The following is a 17,870-nucleotide window of genomic DNA, read 5'->3' on the forward strand; positions in this document are numbered from 1 at the left end:
TGGTGCAAAAGAGATGATGATGGCTTGTTTAATTGTGGGGTTTTGTAAGGGGATTTTAATCGTCGCGACAGAAGGGAAAATAATCGATACTATTTTATTTCAAATTACCCAAACTGTTGAAAGTTTACCTACGGTGATTTCAGTACAAGCGATGTTTTGGTTTCAAGCCATTTTAAACTTTTTTGTTCCCTCCGGTTCAGGACAAGCAGCGTTAACCATGCCTATTATGGCACCGTTGAGTGATTTACTCGGAATTTCTCGACAAACCGCAGTATTAGCGTTTCAAATGGGAGATGGTTTAAATAATCTAATTATTCCCACCAGTGGGGTAACAATGGGTGTCCTTTCTATCGCCAAAATCCCCTATGAAATTTGGTTACGTTGGATAATGCCGTTAATGGTTTATCTGTTTTTAGGGGCGATGTTTTTTCTGTTTGTTGCGGTTAAAATTGGCTGGAGTTAAACCTCTGGTTAACCCTCTCCTACGAGGACAGGGAAAAGGTGTCAGGTTCAGGACGATTAATTAATCGAGAGGGGAGTTAAGAGAATCAACCTTTTCGTGCAAGCATCTTGCTTGCTGAATGCCTATTTTTTAATCCTTTTTACACAATATAATAGTCCTCTTGAGAGGACTTATAATTTTAGCCAGAGAATTAATTCTCTGTCTCTTATTGCTGCGGTTTTTTTACAGTCTAGGGGCGGGTTCACATCGATTTATTCATCTAACAAACAACCTGGCTAAACCCGCCCCTACAAAAATCTCGGGTTTATCGTTTAGAAATGAATCACAAACCCCAACCCCAACAGCAACCCACTCCAAAAATGCAGGGAAACCGCAATATATTTACAGTTACTAACTAACTCCGGTTTATCGTGATTTAAACCCACATGGCGACAAAGTTTAATCGCAGAAGGTAAACCCACAAAACTCAATAACGTCCAAACCGGAAACGTTCCTAAAATAACACCAATCCCGGTAATTGCAAAGATTATACCACAAAATATCGGCAAAAGTTGCGCTCCCCGTTGAGTTCCCAGACGAACAATTGGGGAATATTTCCCCGCAGCTAAATCATCTTCGACTTGATGAAAATGGGAACAAAATAATATTAAAGTTGTCGAAATTCCCAGAATAATAGAAGCCGCAAAACTGACACTTGACCAACTCTGAGTTTGACTATAATAAGCCGCAGAAACCGCCAACGGTCCAAAGGCAAAAAAGCAGAGAAATTCGCCCAAACCTTGATAACCTAAGCGAAAAGGCGGCCCTTGATAAGCATATCCCAGGAAACAACAACCCAAAATTAAACCAATAACCGTAAAGTCTTTTTGCCACCAACAAATTAACAGAATTTCTAGTATTCCCACCGTTAAACACAGTAAACCAATCACAAAAACTAAATTCTTTTTTTGGGTTAAATTAACCAAAGAATGGGCTTTATTTTTGTCAATTCCCGTTTCCGAGTCGAACACATCATTATGAATGTTTTCCCAGGCTAAAATTAAAATAGCCGCACTAATAAATGTTGTAAAAACTGCCAAGTTGATATATTTTTGTTCAAACCAAGCAATAGCTGTCCCCAACCATATCGGCATAATTGCCACGCTATACATGGGGGGTTTAATTGCCGCTAACCAAAGCTTATTTTGATTGTTTTCAGTAATCAGTTTTGTTGTCATAGTTTGAGTTTAAATGAGTAGAGATGAACTTAAAAATTTACAGCTTTTGTTGAAATCTTGGTTTGTTTTCCGGTTAACACCGTGAGTCTAAAATTACTCGAAGGAACTATCGTTATCCCTCGTCTAACAGGTTTAACAACATGAGTTTGATTAAACGCTAACTGATAGTTTAACAACAGGGTTGCTAAAATTAGCTTCATTTCAAACAAAGAAAGCGCCATTCCGATACAGCTACGACTTCCGCCCCCAAACGGTAAATATTCATAGGGCGAAAATTTTTGCTCTAGGAAACGATTTGGGTTAAACTGTTTAGAATGCGGATAAACTGACTCCCGATGATGGGCTAAATGAATACATGGCACTAAAATTGTACCCGGTTTAAACTGATAATTCTCGATTTTGACACTTTCTTTAACAACTCTCGGTTGAGAAATTAACGCGATGGGATGAATGCGTAACGTTTCCTGACAAACTGCATTCAGATAAGGCAGTTGGACAATATCCATCGGATCAGGATTTTCATCTAAACCGTTTAATTCCTCCACTAATTGATCGAGAATTTTAGGATAACGATGAATCCAATAAAACGCCCAAGCTAAAGCCGATGCTGTGGTATCATGTCCTAACAGTAATAACGTAATTAATTGATCTCTAAGTTCTTCATCTGTTAGAGGTTTACCCGCTTCATCTCTAGCGGAAATTAACAGCGAAAGTACATCTTCCCCGAGGGGTTTTGTTCGACGTTCGGCAATTTCAGCATAAATTAAATCATCGATTTGTTGTCGGCGTTGGAGAAATTTTCCCCAAGGACTTCTAGTTCCTAAATTTTGTTGTAAAGGCGGTAAGAAAAACTGAATTGAATTAAGAGGTTGATTGACACTTTCTAAATAGGGTTCAATTCGATGCTTGAGTTGAAAATAACGTTGATTTTCCTTCAGTCCTAAAACAACTTGCAAAATGACTTCTAAAGCGATTTTGGAGGTATAATCTCGAATGGCAATAAAATCACCCGGAGACCAGTTTTGAGTTACTTTTAGGGTTAAATTAGAAATAGTTTTACCGTAGGCAGGAAGTTGTTGACCATGCAAAGGAGGCATCACTAATTTACGCAGGCGTTGATGGCGTTTACCATCGGTGCATATCAAAGATTGAGAACCCGTTAACGGTTGAAAAACGTGGGTTATTTTGCCGAGTTCAAATTTATCCGCATCGGTGTTAAAAATCGCTTCAATGGCTTCAGGATTGCTAAAAAAGACAATCGGAGGTGAGTTTAAACCGAGTACCCGCAATGTAAAACAATCTCCAAATTGGTTCGCACACCGTTCTAAAAATTGGGTCGGTTGGGCGATAATTTGTAAGGTTTGGACTAACGCAGGTAGCCTGGGGCCATCAGGCAATCTCATAGATTTGTTTGTAGAGAATCCAGTACAAAGTGCTAGAAACCTTCCAGGGGAACGTCTCTAACCCCTATTGGATTAGGATACCATTTGAGTTGATACCTAAAACTTTACATAAAATTACGAATAGATGACGACAGAGATTTACAACTCATTTTAGAAGCTAGCTCTGCCGATCATCAACTCTGTTTTTACATTAATTTTTATTGCTGGGAGTTGTCATTTTTGCGAACAATAATCATTCCACGAGAGCGGGTAGAAGAAGAATCTTTGTCTACACAAGCCTTATACATTCGTTCAGCAGGACACTTCCAAAAGCGAGTATATTTCTTAGGGTTGGTATCTGCTATTGTGATTTCCTGTGTATTGGGATCAAAATCAGCCACCAAGGAGAAGTGACCACCACCTAGATTGAAATTATCGTGAGCGATGCTCACACTAAAGTTTAAGATGTGAATATCTTTGTCATCAGAAACTGCCCTTTCAATTTCTTGAATAAAAGCCTCAAAAGTCATATTTCGTTGGTCGAAATACTCCATTCTGACAGAAAAGGGTAATTTGCCATTTTCGATATAACTGATGAAGGTATCGTAGGTCTCTGCCAGAGTCATCCCGTCATCAAGAACAGAAGCAATTGGTAATCGGGTCACATAAAAAATATCATCAACAGAGGTCGAATGTCCCAGCGCTGTTAACGCATAAGCGACTGCTGTTACATTACAACAGTTGATCGGTTGTTGAAAGGCTAGGAGGCTGATATTGTCAAGATCTTTTGTGATCATGGAGGTAGTCCTAATTTGATCTATTCCCTAAATTTTCAGGAATCAAGCAATATCCTATCAGGAAAAGTTGTTTCTTTTACTATGAATATTCAAGATATTGGTGAACAAGGCTTATTAGCGATTGTCAAGGGTTTCTGTCCAGTGGAAGTAGTCGGAGATGATGCAGCGATTATTACCCCCAAACCGGATGAATCCTTAGTCGTGACTACAGATATGTTAATCGATGGGGTGCATTTTAGCGATCGCACCACTTCAGCCCGTGATGTCGGTTGGCGGGCGACTGCGGCGAATTTATCGGATATTGCAGCGATGGGGGCGACTCCGTTGGGAATTACGGTGGCGTTGGGGTTAACAGGTGATACCCCTGTTGCTTGGGTTGAGGAATTTTATCAGGGAATATCTGAATGTTTAGAACCCTTTAATACGCCTATCGTTGGGGGAGATATCTGTCAGTCTGCCGTGCGTTGTGTTTCCATTACCGCTTTTGGACAAGTTAACCCTCAGTCTGCCATTCGCCGAAATACCGGCCAAGCGGGAAATGGGATTGTTGTCACCGGAGTGCATGGAGATTCCAGGGCGGGGTTAGAATTATTGCTGAAGCCAGAGATGGGACAATCTTTAAGCCAGGGGCAACGTTCATCATTAATTCAAGCCCATCAACGACCCCAACCCAGACTCGATGCGATCGCCATTTTACAAGAAATACTCCCCGAAGGAGTGATAGTCGCCGGAATGGATAGTAGCGATGGTTTAGCGGATGCGATTGTACAAATCTGTCAAGCTAGCAACGTCGGGGCGAGAATACACAGCCATCAAATACCCCTTTCGGCTGCTTTACAACAGCTTGTATCTCCCTCAGAGGCTTTAGACTGGGCGCTGTATGGAGGCGAAGATTTTCAGTTAGTCTTGTGTCTTCCTTTAGCCTTAGCCGAACAGTTCGTTGAGAAATTGGGAGGGGGAGCAGCAGTTGTAGGAAAAACAACCCCTGACTCCCAAATTCTTCTCGTTAATCAGATGTCACCTCAGACAGAAACTCTCCTTGTTTTGAACAAAGGATTTCAGCACTTTTGAAAGATTTGCTCGGTGCAAAGCTTAATTTTCAATTAAAAAATCCACCTGACCGTTCGGAAGCAGGGATAATGGAGTAGGAACAAGCTACCTTTTCATCGATGGCTCGACTTTAGCATCCGAGTTCCTAATCCTTAATCCCAAGTTCATTTTAGGCAGCCGGCCAATGTTTAGCGACTAACTCAGCCAAGTCTACAACTCGTTGGCTGTAGCCCCACTCGTTATCGTACCAAGCGATAACTTTCACCATGTCACCATCCATCACCATCGTCAAGCTAGCATCGATGATAGAGGAAGCATCCCGTCCGCGATAGTCGCTGGAAACCAGAGGCAGATCGCTGTATTCGAGAATCCCATTGAGTGGGCCTTCTGCTGCTTCTTGTAGGACTCGATTGACCTCTTCAGCAAAAGTTTTCTTCTCAACCTGAACCACCAAGTCTACGATTGAGACATTAGGAGTCGGAACCCGCATAGCAATTCCGTTGAGTTTCCCCTTCAGTTCTGGAATCACTAAAGCCACCGCCTTAGCAGCTCCGGTTGAAGTCGGTACAATGTTGATCGCCGCAGCCCGAGCCCGACGTAAATCCCGGTGACTCGCATCTAAAATGCGTTGGTCCCCAGTGTAGCTGTGGGTGGTCGTCATTGTCCCTTTAACGATCCCAAAGTGTTCGTGTAGCACTTTGGCAAAAGGAGCGAGACAGTTAGTGGTACAACTAGCGTTACTCAGGATGTTGTAATCTTCGTGTTTGTAGGTGCTGTCATTAACACCCATCACGAAAGTACCAATCTTTCCGCCTTTACCAGGGGCTGTAATTAATACCTTCTTCGCACCGGCTTGTAAGTGCAGAGAAGCGCCCTCTTCGCTAATAAAGACGCCTGTTGCTTCGATAATCAAATCAACACCCCAATCAGCCCAGGGTAAATTGAGGGGGTTGCGATCAGAGACACACTTAATGGTTTTTCCGTTGAGAGTCAGCGAGTTTTCATCCGCTTGAATATCAACCCCTTTGAGTGTCCCCAACATCGAATCATACTTCAGTAAATGAGCATTTGTCTTGGGGTCTGAGGTATCATTAATTGCGACCAAATCGAGATTACTATTCTCGCGAGTCAACAAACAACGCACAAAGTTGCGTCCGATCCGTCCAAAACCATTGATTGCGACTTTAATCACCTTGTTCCTCCTAACAATGGCATTGCCCAACTCAGGCACGAGCCTTTTATGATTTAGGTTTCTAATGACCCCAATCATACCCTAAAGGCAGACCCATTCTTACGTTTAGCTTTCCAAACTTCTTGTAGAGATGCAACAGGTCGCCCCCTACATCAGCGAAATCCCCCTACAGGAGAGGGTTTTGACTCCAAGGCCCTTGTTAGTTCGGGTGCTTATACCCCACAAGCTGATCCCCAATTTGATTGTCCCCCTTCTATCCCCTCGAAATTTTCTCAACAGGAATCCGGTATTTGCCTAGAGACAAGGGATATAGTATACAACTACTAAAGCATTTCGCCCCCTCTTCGTGAAGGATGGCGTAGAATGCTTCTTGAGAAAAGATTAACCAAACTGTATCGGGAAAAAACAATTCTTGATATGATATCGCCTGTTATTGGCGCGGTGTGGTGTGTTAAGGAGCGATCAATGCCTAGTTCTGTTGATTTCAGTGGCAGACCCTTTCATTTCATCGGCATCGGTGGAATCGGGATGTCTGCTCTTGCCTATATTCTAGCAAAGCGCAACCTGCCAATCTCTGGCTCGGACTTGCAAACGACCCATATCACCCAGCGTTTGCAAGGCTTGGGCGCTCATATTTTTTGGAGTCAAGATGCCAGCAATTTTGCGGCTTTTGCCCCTAAAATCGATCCAAACAGCACCCCGAAAAGCTTAAACTTGGGGCAGACGAACGGATCAGAGCAAGCGGTAATGATCACAACCGGAATGATTGAACCGAAGGTCAACGGCAAAGCATCACCCTCGATGCACTTACCGCAAGTCATTTGTTCGACTGCCATACATCCAGAAAACTCCGAGTACAAAGCGGCTCTGGAGTTGGGATGTCCAATCTTTCACCGTTCGGATTTACTGGCTGCCTTGATCGAGGAATACCAGAGTATCGCCGTAGCAGGAACTCATGGGAAAACCACAACCAGCAGTCTGATCGCCTACATGATGCTCAAAGCAGGCTTAGATCCGACCATTTTAGTCGGCGGTGAAGTCAGTGCTTGGGAAGGAAATGCCCGGGTAGGTCAAAGTCCTTACCTAGTCGCCGAAGCCGATGAATCCGATGGATCTCTAGTCAAATTTGCCCCAGCGATTGGAATCATCACCAACATCGAACTCGATCACCCCGATCACTATGAAAGTCTCGATCAAGTCGTTTCAACCTTTGAAGTGTTTGCCGAGCATTGCAAAACCCTAATTGGCTGTATTGACTGCCAAACCCTACGAGAGCGGATTCAACCCCACATTAGCTATAGCCTCAACCCCAATTCCGGTGCCGACTATACCGTTGAGGCTGTGAAATATCACTCAGAGGGTTCCCAGGCTCAAGTGTGGGAGCGGGGTCAACTGTTGGGTGAGTTACACGTCAAGTTACTCGGTCAGCATAACTTGCAAAATGCTCTCGCGGCAGTTGCCGTTGGACGATACTTAGGTCTAGAATTCTCCAGCATTGCCCAAGCCATTGCCACCTTTGAAGGAGCAAAACGACGGTTTGAGCATCGGGGGAGTTGCAATGGTATCCTATTTGTCGATGACTACGCCCATCATCCCAGTGAGATTCGGGCGACTCTTGCTGCGGCTCGTCTTCGCAAAACCCCGGGTTCCCCTAGCAACCCCCAAGTTAAAAGGGTTGTGGCGATCTTTCAACCCCATCGTTACAGCCGTACTCAAGCCTTCTTGTCGGAATTTGCCCAATGCTTTAGCGATGCTGACCGGGTTGTCGTCACGGACATCTACAGTGCAGGGGAACCCAACACGACTCAGATCAACGGACAACAGTTGGCCGATTTAATTGCTACCTATCACCCTCAAGTGGACTACCGACAATCCTTGGACTCAGTTAAAACCCTGTTGACCGAAATTCTTCAACCTGGTGACTTGGCTCTGTTTCTTGGGGCAGGCAACCTCAACAAAATTATCCCAGAGGCGCTCGCCTTCTATCAAAGTCAGCATCAACCCGAGGTAGAGCCACGGCAACCATCAGCCCGCTCAACTCGGTGAAGGAACTCTCAATGTGCTGTTGTTTCGATTGATGAGCATTTGAATTATTTGTTATGGTTATGACGCTTTCCTACGACTCTCCAGGTCAGGTCAACAGGCAATCTGCTCCCGACAGTTGCCAAGCAGCCCCAAGCTGCATTGCTTTGCTAGGAAGAGACTGTTTGATTCAATCAAAAGTTTCCTTAGCTTCCTTTACCTCCTATCGAGTTGGAGGCCCGGCTGAATGGTATGTTGCCCCCAAAAATCTCGATGAAATCCAAGCCAGTTTACAATGGGCAGCAGAACTTGGACTCTCAACGACCTTACTGGGAGGCGGATCAAATCTTTTAATCAGCGATCAGGGTTTATCGGGGTTAGTGATTGGCACTCGGGCTTTGCGCCACATTCATTTTGATTTAGCAACCGGACGATTGAGTGCCGCTGCCGGCGAATCCTTGCCCCGTTTGGCTTGGAAAGCTGCCCGCTTGGGTTGGCAAGGACTAGAATGGGCTGTTGGTATCCCGGGCACCGTTGGCGGGGCTGTGGTGATGAATGCAGGCGCTCATGGTAGCTGTACCGCCGATATTCTCGTCAAAGCTGACATCCTCTCCCGCTTTGGCCGATTAGAAGTCTTAACGGCTAAAGATTTGGACTATCGCTATCGGACTTCTAATTTACAAAATAGCGATCGCGTTGTCCTACAAGCGACTTTTGAGTTGAAACCGGGTGCAGACCCCGCCAAGGTCTTAGCAGATACCGCAGAACAACTGCAAAAACGGCGCAACTCTCAACCCTATCATCTGCCCAGTTGTGGCAGTGTCTTCCGCAACCCGGGATCTCAACCCGCAGGTTGGTTGATTGAACAAGCTGGTTTAAAAGGATACCAAATCGGGGGAGCCCAAGTTGCTGAACGCCATGCCAATTTTATTCTCAATTGTGGCGGCGCAACGGCTACCGATATCTTCCAACTGATCCGCCATGTTCAACAACAGGTTGAACAGCGTTGGTCTTACTTGCTAGAACCGGAAGTCAGGATTATCGGAGAGTTTCAACAGTCCTAAGCAATTCCGCAGCGTTAGGTCTTGAGACTACAGGCTTGATTGAACCCTCAACTGAACGGACTTCCGACTTGGCCTGTTGCCTGTCGAAGCCGGAAAAATACGATAAAATTGACAAACATCTGACGGTGCCTCTAAATCTTGTCAGGGGGTGAGGTGTTCATCACTCACATACAGATCGCAATTGCTAAAATTTTGATCGAAACTGATTCGTTTTCCATCTTTTGATGAAACTTGGCACTATAATGTGATTCGGAGGTGGCAGAGGCTCCTAACACCATCAAAAACTAGACCGGACTCTTGCAGTTCTCTTGAGAATCAGAGAAAATGCTTGAGTGCTGGACTGAAAGTTTTTTGAGAAAATAGAGTACAACTTGGAAGCGTCCAACGGCGCTACGGGATAGAATTATGACAAAGCAAGGACAAGGATTTGGCTTCGGCATGGGCAAAATGAAAGAACTAGCCGACGCTTTCAAAAAGGCTCAACAGGTTCAAGAAGGAGCGAAAAAGCTTCAAGAAGATTTAGATCGCCTAGAAATTCCTGGAGAAGCCGCAGGAGGTTTAGTGAAAGTCTATCTGAGTGGCAACCAAGAACCCCGTCGTGTGGAAATCTCACCCGATGTTATGGGTGAAGGCGCGGAAGTCGTCTCTGCACTGGTTTTAGAAGCAATGCAACAAGCCTACGACAACTCTACCGCTACCATGCGTTCTCGCATGGAAGAGTTGACAGGGGGACTGAATCTGCCCGGAATGTAACCCGAAATTCTAGCCCTTGAGCGATGCCCTATAAATTATTATTTGTGTGCCTGGGGAATATCTGCCGATCCCCCTCGGCAGAAAATATTATGAATCACCTGATTGATCAAGCGGATCTAACTGGCTCGATTATCTGTGATTCAGCCGGAACTTCTAGTTATCATATCGGTAGTCCCCCCGATGCTCGGATGAGTATCGCAGCTAAAGCCCGAGGAATTGTCCTAAAAGGCCAAGCACGCCAGTTTAGGCGACAAGACTTTGAAGACTTTGATTTGATTTTGGCAATGGATCAAGATAACTATGAATCGATTCTTGACCTCGATCCGACCCGTCAATATCGAGATCAAGTTAAGCTGATGTGCGAGTTCTGTCGCCATCACCGGATCAAGGAAGTTCCCGATCCCTATTATGGTGGCTCTGAAGGATTCAATCGGGTCATTGATATTTTACTAGATGCCTGTGAAGGTTTACTCGAGTACGTGCAGAATCAACCCCAGTTTCAAAGGGCTTAATGGTGTTGTTGCTCGGGGTTCAGGGGAATGCTGTTTTCAGAGGGTTTGAGCCGTTGTCTCGGCGATCAAATCCTAGAAAATATCCAAAATCTCAACTCAACCTGTGAGAATGGAATCCTATGGCACACAGTCTTACTCCTTCCCCGACGACAGAATACTTAACTGAAGAAGAGGAAGAGGACTCAAACTTAGACTATTTCTATGATGAACCCGGAACAATACCGGGAGAGCTTGACCTTGAACCTGATGACCCGCAGCCGAAAATAGTCCTGATTAACTATGACTCCACGAAATCTACACGGGTATTACTCAATCAACCTCTAGACTGTATTCCCTACCTGACAACAGAAACCGTCACTTGGTTGGATATTCAAGGATTGGGAAATATTGAAACTTGGCAACAAATGTCGGAGATTTTTAAGTTTCATCCCTTGGCTTTAGAAGATGTGGTGAATGTTCCTCAACGTCCTAAAGTCGTTTACTATGAAGATCCCGATCAAATTGTTATCGTTGCCTGGATGGTTCTGCTCAAACCAAACTCCATGACGCTGCATCGAGAACAGGTGAGTTTGATTTTGGGAGAGAATTACCTGATAACCGTTCAGGAAGAACCCCGATACGACTGCTTACAACCTGTGCGTGATCGGATTCGCAATAATCAGGGTAGCATCCGCAAGCATCGATCGGATTATTTGGCTTATGCCATTTTGGATGCGATTATTGATGGATTTTTTCCCGTGATAGAATACTACAGCGATCAACTCGAAGAATTAGAAGATGAAGTTCTGTTTAAACCCACTTCTGATACGTTGAGAAAAATCTATGAAATAAAACAAGAAATGTTGGTTTTACGACGGGCAATTTGGGCGCAACGAGAAGCGATTAATATTTTAATTCGCGATCGCACAAGCTTAATTAACAAAAGGGTTAGAGTCTATCTACGGGATTGTTATGATCATACGATTAATATCCTAGAAATGCTCGAAACCTATCGCGAACTCTCCGCAGATATGATCAATGTTTATATGTCCACAATAAGCAATAAAATGAATGAGATTATGAAAATTCTCACCGTCATTTCGACCATTTTTATTCCCTTAACGTTCATTGCCGGAGTTTATGGGATGAACTTCAATCCAGAAGCCTCTCCCTGGAATATGCCCGAATTAAATTGGTCTTGGGGTTATCCCATTTGCTTGGGGGTGATGTTTGCAGTTGGAATTAGTTTATTTATGTTCTTTTGGCGAAGAGGTTGGTTTGAAGACTTTTCGGGCTTGAAACCTAAGAAAGAAGTCAAAGAAAGTTGAAGGTCGGAAAGTCAAAAAATGCAACCCTCACCGTCATAGAGATCTCATATGAAATAGAGATATTGCCAAATCTCCCTTTGATATGTGATAGTTTGGAAGATCAAAGACCATCACCGAACGTCAAGAAAACAGATTCTTATAAGGAAAAACGGATTAAGCTATCTGTAAGAAGTCTATATCTATGCGTTTTATAGTTAAGTTAATCTGTTCTTCCGCTCACTATCCGTTTTAAATCGTTGCCCCCCATGATGTACAAAAACAAATCATCCCTCTGGCTGACCCTGGGAGCGGCTGCCCTTCTGATCGGAGGGGGTTTCGCTACCTACTACGTTGTCGTTTCGAGAAAAGCACTCGAAAACGTTCCCATTGGGGCGACTATTGTGCCTCAAGATGCAATGATGGCGGTTTCGTTCTCCACCGAACCTAAACAGTGGGAAAAACTGCGCGAGTACGGCACGACAGAATCTAAAGCCGCTCTCAACAAAACCATCGGACAATGGCGCGATCGCCTGTTTACCAACAGTGGTTTTGACTACCAAAAAGACATTCAACCTTGGGTGGGAGATCAAGTCATGGTAGCATGGCTACCCCATCAAACCATCACCTCCGGTACACTCCCCAAACCAGACTCACCCCCTTCTTCCCCCACAGAACCCGCAATGGTGATGGTGTTTCCCATTGACAACCCTCAAAAAGCCCAAGAAGTCCTCGCTCAACCGAAATTACTCACAGAAGGTGATGTCGTCGAGCGTACCTATCGCGGGATTGAAATTATAGAAACCCAAGGCTTACCGACGCAAAATTATTCAATCGCCGTCTTGGGTGAAAAGTTTCTACTCGTGACAACCGATGCAAACGCCACAGATCGCACCATTGATACTTTTCGCGGAGAAGCCTCCATTGCCAAAACCACAGGCTATGCAAGTGCGATCGAAAAAATTAAAACTTCCCGAGCTTTTGCAGAAATTTATCTGAATATTCCGGTGGCTGCGAGTGTCGCCTCTTTCACCTCCGCTCAACCCATTGCGCCCGAAAATTTAGAAAAATTGCAGCAGCATCAAGGATTTGCCAGCAGTGTGGTTTTAGAATCAGGAGGAATTGGATTTAAAGGCATTTCTTGGTACAAACCCAGTAGTCAAAAAACCCTAGTGGTTGAAAACAAATCTCAGAATATGCTGCGACGGATTCCGAATAATGCCATCATGGTCATGGCAGGCGGAAATTTGCAGCGATTGTGGCAAGATTACAGTAAAGATGCGGCTTCAAATCCGATTGCACCTTTAAGTCCAGAAGCGCTCAGTTCCAGCTTAAAAAAAGCCACTGAGATGGATTTAGAAAAAGACTTTTTGAGTTGGATGGGCGGAGAATTTGCCCTGTCATTAATTCCAGCAATTCCGAACAAACAAACCCCACAAAAGTTTTCGGCGGGATTGGCTTTGATGCTCGAAACCAGCGATCGCAAAGCGGCTGAAACGACTTTAGAAAAGTTGGATCAGGTGATGAAGTCCAAAAAATTTCAGGTAGAATCTACTCAAATTCAAGGCAAACCTGTAATCCAGTGGACCTCTCCCTACGGTGGATTTAGTGTAACTCGTGGCTGGCTGGATGAAAATGTGCTGTTTGCCACCTTGGGAGCGCCTGTGGCTAATCAAATTTTACCGCTACCCTCAGAAGTGATTACCTCAAATCCCTTATTCAAGGGAACGCTACCCACTGAATTGAGTCCGAATAATGGCAGTTTCTTTGTGGATGTCGAACGAGTCTTTGATCGGCGAAATCTGTCTTTACCTCAGCTTCCTCCCCAACAAGCGGTTTGGAGCAATGCAATTCGTTCTATTGGGGTAACAGCAGCAGTTGTCAGCGATCGCAGCACTCGTTATGATGCTTTTGTCAAAATCAAAGATGGTGTTCAACCGACTTTACCTGCACCGACTCAGCCAACGCCGACTCCCGAGGATGAAAACACACCACCCGAATAGAACGACGGTTCTGCTCAATTGCTCAAACTGGCTTCCGTATTTTTACATAAAAAATTTCAGAAGATCATACTTGCTGTTGAACTGAAAACTAGAAAATTAACGGAGGCGGTTATCAACAAAAATTGTTAGGCTGAAAAGACTTGGGACAATCCCTCTGTTTTTTCATTTCCGTAAGGAATCGAGTTTCAAAATGATGATTCTGACTCTTTTAATTCGGGGCTATATTTTAATCGGTCTGGTCTTTTTTTCTCACGCTCTCAAAACATTCCTCAAAGATCAATCAACTCCCAAAACTGACACCAGTTCTTGGATAGTTCTCGGACTCGCCCCCGTCTTATGGCCGTTTGTCCTGCCATTATCCTACCTCGAACGTCAAGCCAATGGGCATCGTAGCGATCGCTATACTCCTCATTTTGAGGGGGTTGAACTCAATAAACCCACCGTGCAGTATCGTCTTTCTGCGCCGCCCTTGGTTGAACGTCAAAATCCTCAACTCAGTGCTTCCCCATCTGATAACAAATATTTCAATAACACGAACAACATTGCCTAACTTCCTCTCAAACAACTTCGATCATCTACCTCCGCTTAATCTTCCTCTTTTCAATTAATTTTGATTTCAACTTGTAAATAAACGCAGCAATTGCTCCTATCTGTGATATTGTTTAGGGATAGATCGGTTCTGATAGGGGTCAGCTATCAGACTTAAGGGGGAAAGTCCAGTGGAAATCTGGCGCTGTCCCGCAACTGTAATGAGACGCTTGCACGTTCTCAGAGTCAGAATGCCCGCCGATCATCTCAGTCCACCGTGAGCGCGTCTGCGAGGTACAGATAGTGTTGAATGTGATTTTTTTTGATTGCTGGCAATCTAGACTTCCGCCGCTACATCGGGAAGTTAATAATTTTCAACAGTTTAAATCCAGATCTTAACTCACCTTTCCCCCTGGCTGGCTAACAGTTATTGGGGTCTATTTTTGTGTGGAAAGCAAGTTAATCAAGGGAGGAACTGCTTTCCTCAGCAGGTTGTTTTATTCTCATTAAAATTGAATTCAATCAAGATGTCTAAACTCAGAAATTTTCAACTCAACTCTTCTATTGCTGTCGGCTTATTATTAAGTCTCAGCCTGATGATTATCGCTTCCCCCGCCAGCGCTCATCATCCTTTTGGCGGTGAAACCCCTTCAAATTGGCTGGAAGGATTTCTCTCGGGTTTAGCTCATCCCGTCATCGGTTTAGATCATTTTACCTTTGTTGTGGCTATCGGGTTATTCGCTGCACTCAAAGGTTCTACAGCCGGCTTTTTCATTCCCTTCTCGTTTATTTTAGCAACTCTTAGCGGAACCGGACTTCATCTTTTAAATGTTAATTTACCTGTTCCAGAAGTGGTAATTTCTGCTTCTGTACTCGCGTTTGGAATCTTGCTCACCCAGAAAAATAGCCCCAATTTAGTAGGGTTAATTAGCCTCAGTATTCTCGCTGGAATTTTTCATGGTTATGCTTACGGAGAAGCCATTGTTGGGGCGCAAATGACACCGCTCATTGCCTATTTATCAGGCTTTGCTCTTGTGCAACTGATTGTTAGTTTAATAGCTTATCAAATCGGACGATTCACTCTGAAAACCATTCCGGATCAACCCAATCTCAATCTGCGGTTTGCTGGATTTACAATCTGTGGTGTAGGTGCGGCTTTTCTAGCAACAACATTGCTCGGTTAATATCTTCAATCAACTGATTCTCACCTGTAAAAAATCCTCAAAAAACGCTATGCACAAAATACCCGTTACCGTCGTGACCGGCTTTCTCGGAGCAGGTAAAACCACCTTAGTTCGTCATCTTTTGCAAAATAATCAAGGACGGAGAATTGCCGTTTTAGTGAATGAATTTGGGGAAATGGGAATAGATGGGGAACTCTTACGTTCCTGTCAAATTTGCGAAGAAGACGAAACCCCAGAAAATAATATTGTCGAACTAACAAACGGCTGTTTATGCTGCACGGTTCAAGAAGAATTTTATCCGACGATGCAGGAACTTCTCAAGCGACGTGATAAAATTGATTGTATTCTGGTTGAAACCTCTGGATTAGCCTTACCTAAACCCCTGATACAAGCGTTTCGTTGGCCGGAAATTCGCAATAGTGCAACCGTTGATGGGGTTCTGACGGTAGTGGATGCTCAAGCATTAGCTGCGGGGACTTTGGTGGGAGATTTAGAAGCTTTAGAAGCTCAACGCCAAGCTGATCCGAATTTGGAACATGAAACGCCCATTGAAGAGTTATTTGAAGATCAATTAGCTTGTGCGGATCTGGTTTTATTAACAAAAACGGATTTAGTAGATGAAAATTCGTTAACCCAAGTTCGAGAATGGTTACACCGAGAACTTCCCGCAGGTGTGAAAATTGTTTCTTGTCAGCAAGGAGAGATTGATACTAATCTTTTGTTGGGGTTTAATGCAGCAGTCGAAGACCATTTAGAGAGTCGTCCGAGTCATCATGATCACGAAGAAGAACACGAACATGATGATGAAATTAATGCAGTACAGTTTATTGTTGATCAAGCCTTTGAACCGAAAACTTTAATTGAAAAATTACAAGAATTAGTTCAACAACAGGAAATTTATCGAATAAAAGGCTTTGTTCATGTTCCAAATAAACCGATGCGAATGGTATTGCAAGGCGTCGGAAATCGTTTTGATTCTTTTTATGATCGTCTTTGGTTGAGTGATGAACCTCGACAAACTCGCTTAGTCTTTATCGGACGAGAATTGAATTTAACTCAGGTTGAACAAGCCATTTTGAACGGATAACTCTGATTGTTCAAGATCTTGCAGACGCTCAATAGAAAGTCTCTTAGTTTTGCTTTTGTAGAGGCGCTCTTGAAGAGTGCCTCAAAAAATTATCTAATATGAAATACTTATAGCAGTTTTCAGTTCTGTTTGGGTAGAAACCCGGTTTCTAGCAGAAACCGGGTTTCTGGTTTGTACCTCATAGGAGCGCACACCGCTATAAATATTTGCTACAGATTTCCACTGTTCCCCAGTGTAGCATTATGTTCCGTATTTCATATAAAATTTGTTGGATTTCTTTTTCTATTTCTTTGTGTTCTTTGTCTCTTTGTGGTTAAATAAGGCTTTATCCTTGTAAAAATACCTGAACTCACTGCTATTTTTTATCCAAAAAACCCAAGTTTTAGAGTCAAGAATGCGTCAGTCTTACACGAGTAAAGGTGTTAATTTGTTGGATGAGATTATCAAGTTGCGTTTGGTTAATGTAAGGATTGAGTAAAATAATTCTTAACCAGCGTTGTCCGCGATACAGAGGAAGTGACAAAAATATATTAGCATTTTGTAGTAAATAAGCTTGTAAATCAGCATTCCATTTATCTTGATCTTCCGGTAAAATGTTTGCAGGAATACTCCGAAAACAGATAATATTTGTGTCGGGTTGACTCACCACTTCTAAATCTTGTATTTTTGATAATTCTTGGAATAAATAATCGGTTAATTGATAGCTTTCATTAATTAATATGGCTGCTTTTTGCAGAGAGGTATGAGCAACTTCTGAAGCGAATAAAACAGGTTGCTGGGTTTGATTCCAAATCCCCGATTTTTGTGAATCAAATGCCCGATTTCGTGCTACGGTTAGAGCTTGTAGATTGGCTAACGTGCCACCACTTGCCATCACGCCACCGGATGTTTTACCCAAACCAAATCGCTGTGCAAATTGCTTGATTAGGTGAAATTCTAGACGCGAAAAAACAGGCGACATTTCCACACTCAGCATATTATTATTGAGTGCGGCGGCGACTAATTCTGCTAAAATAGAAATAGTCGTTGGCATTGAGTCCATATGACCCATATAGCCGGGATTTGCTGCATTCGTTGAACTTTTAATAATTGTGTTTAATTTTTCCAGTAAAACCGACTCTGGCGTTGAGGTTTCTGGAATTGAGATAAAATCTGTTAAGTCACCTATTTCTGGAAGGGGTGAATGAGCAACAGCCGTAGCTAGGTGAGATAATATTAGGTCTAAAATTTGACTCGCCAGTTGTTCAATTTCCTGACGATTTTTCCCTTGAGGGTCAATAAAAGCAGTCTGGGGTAACTCCGAAAGATTCATCGACTGATTTGGTAATTGATT

The 17,870-nt window shown here is 43.5% G+C and carries 16 protein-coding genes and 1 riboswitch; of the genes, 11 read left to right on the forward strand and 5 right to left on the reverse strand.

What is annotated here, in order from left to right:
* The coding region (locus WN50_RS06400) for a TIGR00366 family protein (protein WP_049558469.1) at positions 1-463 on the forward strand (463 nt) is incomplete at its 5' end.
* 311 nt (positions 464-774) lie between these two features.
* Here the strand turns inward: WN50_RS06400 and menA are convergent.
* From menA to WN50_RS06415, 3 genes are all read right to left on the reverse strand, one after another.
* On the reverse strand, positions 775-1,680 hold the full coding sequence (gene menA / locus WN50_RS06405; RefSeq protein ID WP_046281151.1) for a 2-carboxy-1,4-naphthoquinone phytyltransferase: 906 nt from the start codon (positions 1,678-1,680) through the stop codon (positions 775-777).
* A 29-nt stretch (positions 1,681-1,709) separates the two neighbouring features.
* Complete coding sequence (locus WN50_RS06410; protein ID WP_046281150.1) at positions 1,710-3,083, reverse strand: cytochrome P450; 1,374 nt, start codon at positions 3,081-3,083, stop codon at positions 1,710-1,712.
* Between the two features lie 197 nt (positions 3,084-3,280).
* The gene (locus WN50_RS06415) at positions 3,281-3,859 is read right to left on the reverse strand and encodes a phytochelatin synthase family protein (RefSeq protein WP_046281149.1); all 579 of its coding nucleotides are present in this window, start codon (positions 3,857-3,859) and stop codon (positions 3,281-3,283) included.
* An 81-nt stretch (positions 3,860-3,940) separates the two neighbouring features.
* Between WN50_RS06415 and thiL the strand changes: the two genes are divergently transcribed.
* Positions 3,941-4,930, forward strand: a complete 990-nt coding sequence (thiL, locus tag WN50_RS06420; protein WP_046281148.1) for a thiamine-phosphate kinase — start codon at positions 3,941-3,943, stop codon at positions 4,928-4,930.
* A 148-nt stretch (positions 4,931-5,078) separates the two neighbouring features.
* Here thiL and WN50_RS06425 read toward each other — a convergent pair whose 3' ends face one another.
* Entirely contained in the window at positions 5,079-6,101 is a 1,023-nt protein-coding gene (locus tag WN50_RS06425) for a type I glyceraldehyde-3-phosphate dehydrogenase (RefSeq protein ID WP_049558239.1), read from the reverse strand.
* A 465-nt stretch (positions 6,102-6,566) separates the two neighbouring features.
* Between WN50_RS06425 and murC the strand changes: the two genes are divergently transcribed.
* From murC to cobW, 9 genes are all read left to right on the forward strand, one after another.
* Positions 6,567-8,147, forward strand: a complete 1,581-nt coding sequence (murC, locus tag WN50_RS06430) for a UDP-N-acetylmuramate--L-alanine ligase (protein WP_046278535.1) — start codon at positions 6,567-6,569, stop codon at positions 8,145-8,147.
* 53 nt (positions 8,148-8,200) lie between these two features.
* Positions 8,201-9,187 (forward strand): UDP-N-acetylmuramate dehydrogenase, encoded by a 987-nt coding sequence (murB, locus tag WN50_RS06435; RefSeq protein WP_046278529.1) that lies wholly within the window; start codon positions 8,201-8,203, stop codon positions 9,185-9,187.
* A 405-nt stretch (positions 9,188-9,592) separates the two neighbouring features.
* Positions 9,593-9,940 carry a YbaB/EbfC family nucleoid-associated protein gene (locus WN50_RS06440; RefSeq protein WP_046278528.1) on the forward strand — a complete coding sequence of 116 codons (348 nt, stop codon included), beginning with the start codon at positions 9,593-9,595 and terminating at the stop codon, positions 9,938-9,940.
* A 23-nt stretch (positions 9,941-9,963) separates the two neighbouring features.
* The gene (locus tag WN50_RS06445; protein WP_046278527.1) at positions 9,964-10,452 is read left to right on the forward strand and encodes a low molecular weight protein-tyrosine-phosphatase; all 489 of its coding nucleotides are present in this window, start codon (positions 9,964-9,966) and stop codon (positions 10,450-10,452) included.
* Positions 10,453-10,571: 119 nt separating this feature from the next.
* A complete protein-coding gene (corA, locus tag WN50_RS06450; RefSeq protein WP_046278526.1) occupies positions 10,572-11,759 on the forward strand; it encodes a magnesium/cobalt transporter CorA in 1,188 nt (395 codons plus the stop codon).
* Between the two features lie 245 nt (positions 11,760-12,004).
* Positions 12,005-13,738: a DUF3352 domain-containing protein gene (locus WN50_RS06455; RefSeq protein ID WP_046278525.1), complete on the forward strand. Its 1,734-nt coding sequence runs from the start codon at positions 12,005-12,007 to the stop codon at positions 13,736-13,738.
* A gap of 190 nt (positions 13,739-13,928) precedes the next feature.
* Positions 13,929-14,288 (forward strand): hypothetical protein, encoded by a 360-nt coding sequence (locus WN50_RS30795; protein ID WP_152964726.1) that lies wholly within the window; start codon positions 13,929-13,931, stop codon positions 14,286-14,288.
* Positions 14,289-14,395: 107 nt separating this feature from the next.
* Positions 14,396-14,543, forward strand: a riboswitch (cobalamin riboswitch).
* A gap of 250 nt (positions 14,544-14,793) precedes the next feature.
* Positions 14,794-15,450, forward strand: coding sequence for a HupE/UreJ family protein (locus WN50_RS06465; protein ID WP_046278523.1), 657 nt, complete (start codon positions 14,794-14,796; stop codon positions 15,448-15,450).
* Between the two features lie 49 nt (positions 15,451-15,499).
* The gene (cobW, locus tag WN50_RS06470; protein WP_046278522.1) at positions 15,500-16,537 is read left to right on the forward strand and encodes a cobalamin biosynthesis protein CobW; all 1,038 of its coding nucleotides are present in this window, start codon (positions 15,500-15,502) and stop codon (positions 16,535-16,537) included.
* A 388-nt stretch (positions 16,538-16,925) separates the two neighbouring features.
* On the opposite strand, the gene WN50_RS06475 is transcribed toward cobW, so the two are convergent.
* The gene (locus WN50_RS06475; RefSeq protein ID WP_049558474.1) at positions 16,926-17,849 is read right to left on the reverse strand and encodes a pyridoxal-dependent decarboxylase; all 924 of its coding nucleotides are present in this window, start codon (positions 17,847-17,849) and stop codon (positions 16,926-16,928) included.
* Between the last annotated feature and the right edge of the window lie 21 nt (positions 17,850-17,870).

It is taken from the genome of Limnoraphis robusta CS-951, from assembly GCF_000972705.2.

What these genes read in the sequence shown, in the direction of transcription:
- menA (WP_046281151.1), bottom strand. Translation starts at nt 1,680, where the DNA reads ATGACAACAAAACTGATTACTGAAAACAATCAAAATAAGCTTTGGTTA.
- WN50_RS06410 (WP_046281150.1), bottom strand. Translation starts at nt 3,083, where the DNA reads ATGAGATTGCCTGATGGCCCCAGGCTACCTGCGTTAGTCCAAACCTTA.
- WN50_RS06415 (WP_046281149.1), bottom strand. Translation starts at nt 3,859, where the DNA reads ATGATCACAAAAGATCTTGACAATATCAGCCTCCTAGCCTTTCAACAA.
- thiL (WP_046281148.1), top strand. Translation starts at nt 3,941, where the DNA reads ATGAATATTCAAGATATTGGTGAACAAGGCTTATTAGCGATTGTCAAG.
- murC (WP_046278535.1), top strand. Translation starts at nt 6,567, where the DNA reads ATGCCTAGTTCTGTTGATTTCAGTGGCAGACCCTTTCATTTCATCGGC.
- murB (WP_046278529.1), top strand. Translation starts at nt 8,201, where the DNA reads ATGGTTATGACGCTTTCCTACGACTCTCCAGGTCAGGTCAACAGGCAA.
- WN50_RS06440 (WP_046278528.1), top strand. Translation starts at nt 9,593, where the DNA reads ATGACAAAGCAAGGACAAGGATTTGGCTTCGGCATGGGCAAAATGAAA.
- WN50_RS06445 (WP_046278527.1), top strand. Translation starts at nt 9,964, where the DNA reads ATGCCCTATAAATTATTATTTGTGTGCCTGGGGAATATCTGCCGATCC.
- corA (WP_046278526.1), top strand. Translation starts at nt 10,572, where the DNA reads ATGGCACACAGTCTTACTCCTTCCCCGACGACAGAATACTTAACTGAA.
- WN50_RS06455 (WP_046278525.1), top strand. Translation starts at nt 12,005, where the DNA reads ATGATGTACAAAAACAAATCATCCCTCTGGCTGACCCTGGGAGCGGCT.
- WN50_RS30795 (WP_152964726.1), top strand. Translation starts at nt 13,929, where the DNA reads ATGATGATTCTGACTCTTTTAATTCGGGGCTATATTTTAATCGGTCTG.
- WN50_RS06465 (WP_046278523.1), top strand. Translation starts at nt 14,794, where the DNA reads ATGTCTAAACTCAGAAATTTTCAACTCAACTCTTCTATTGCTGTCGGC.
- cobW (WP_046278522.1), top strand. Translation starts at nt 15,500, where the DNA reads ATGCACAAAATACCCGTTACCGTCGTGACCGGCTTTCTCGGAGCAGGT.
- WN50_RS06475 (WP_049558474.1), bottom strand. Translation starts at nt 17,849, where the DNA reads ATGAATCTTTCGGAGTTACCCCAGACTGCTTTTATTGACCCTCAAGGG.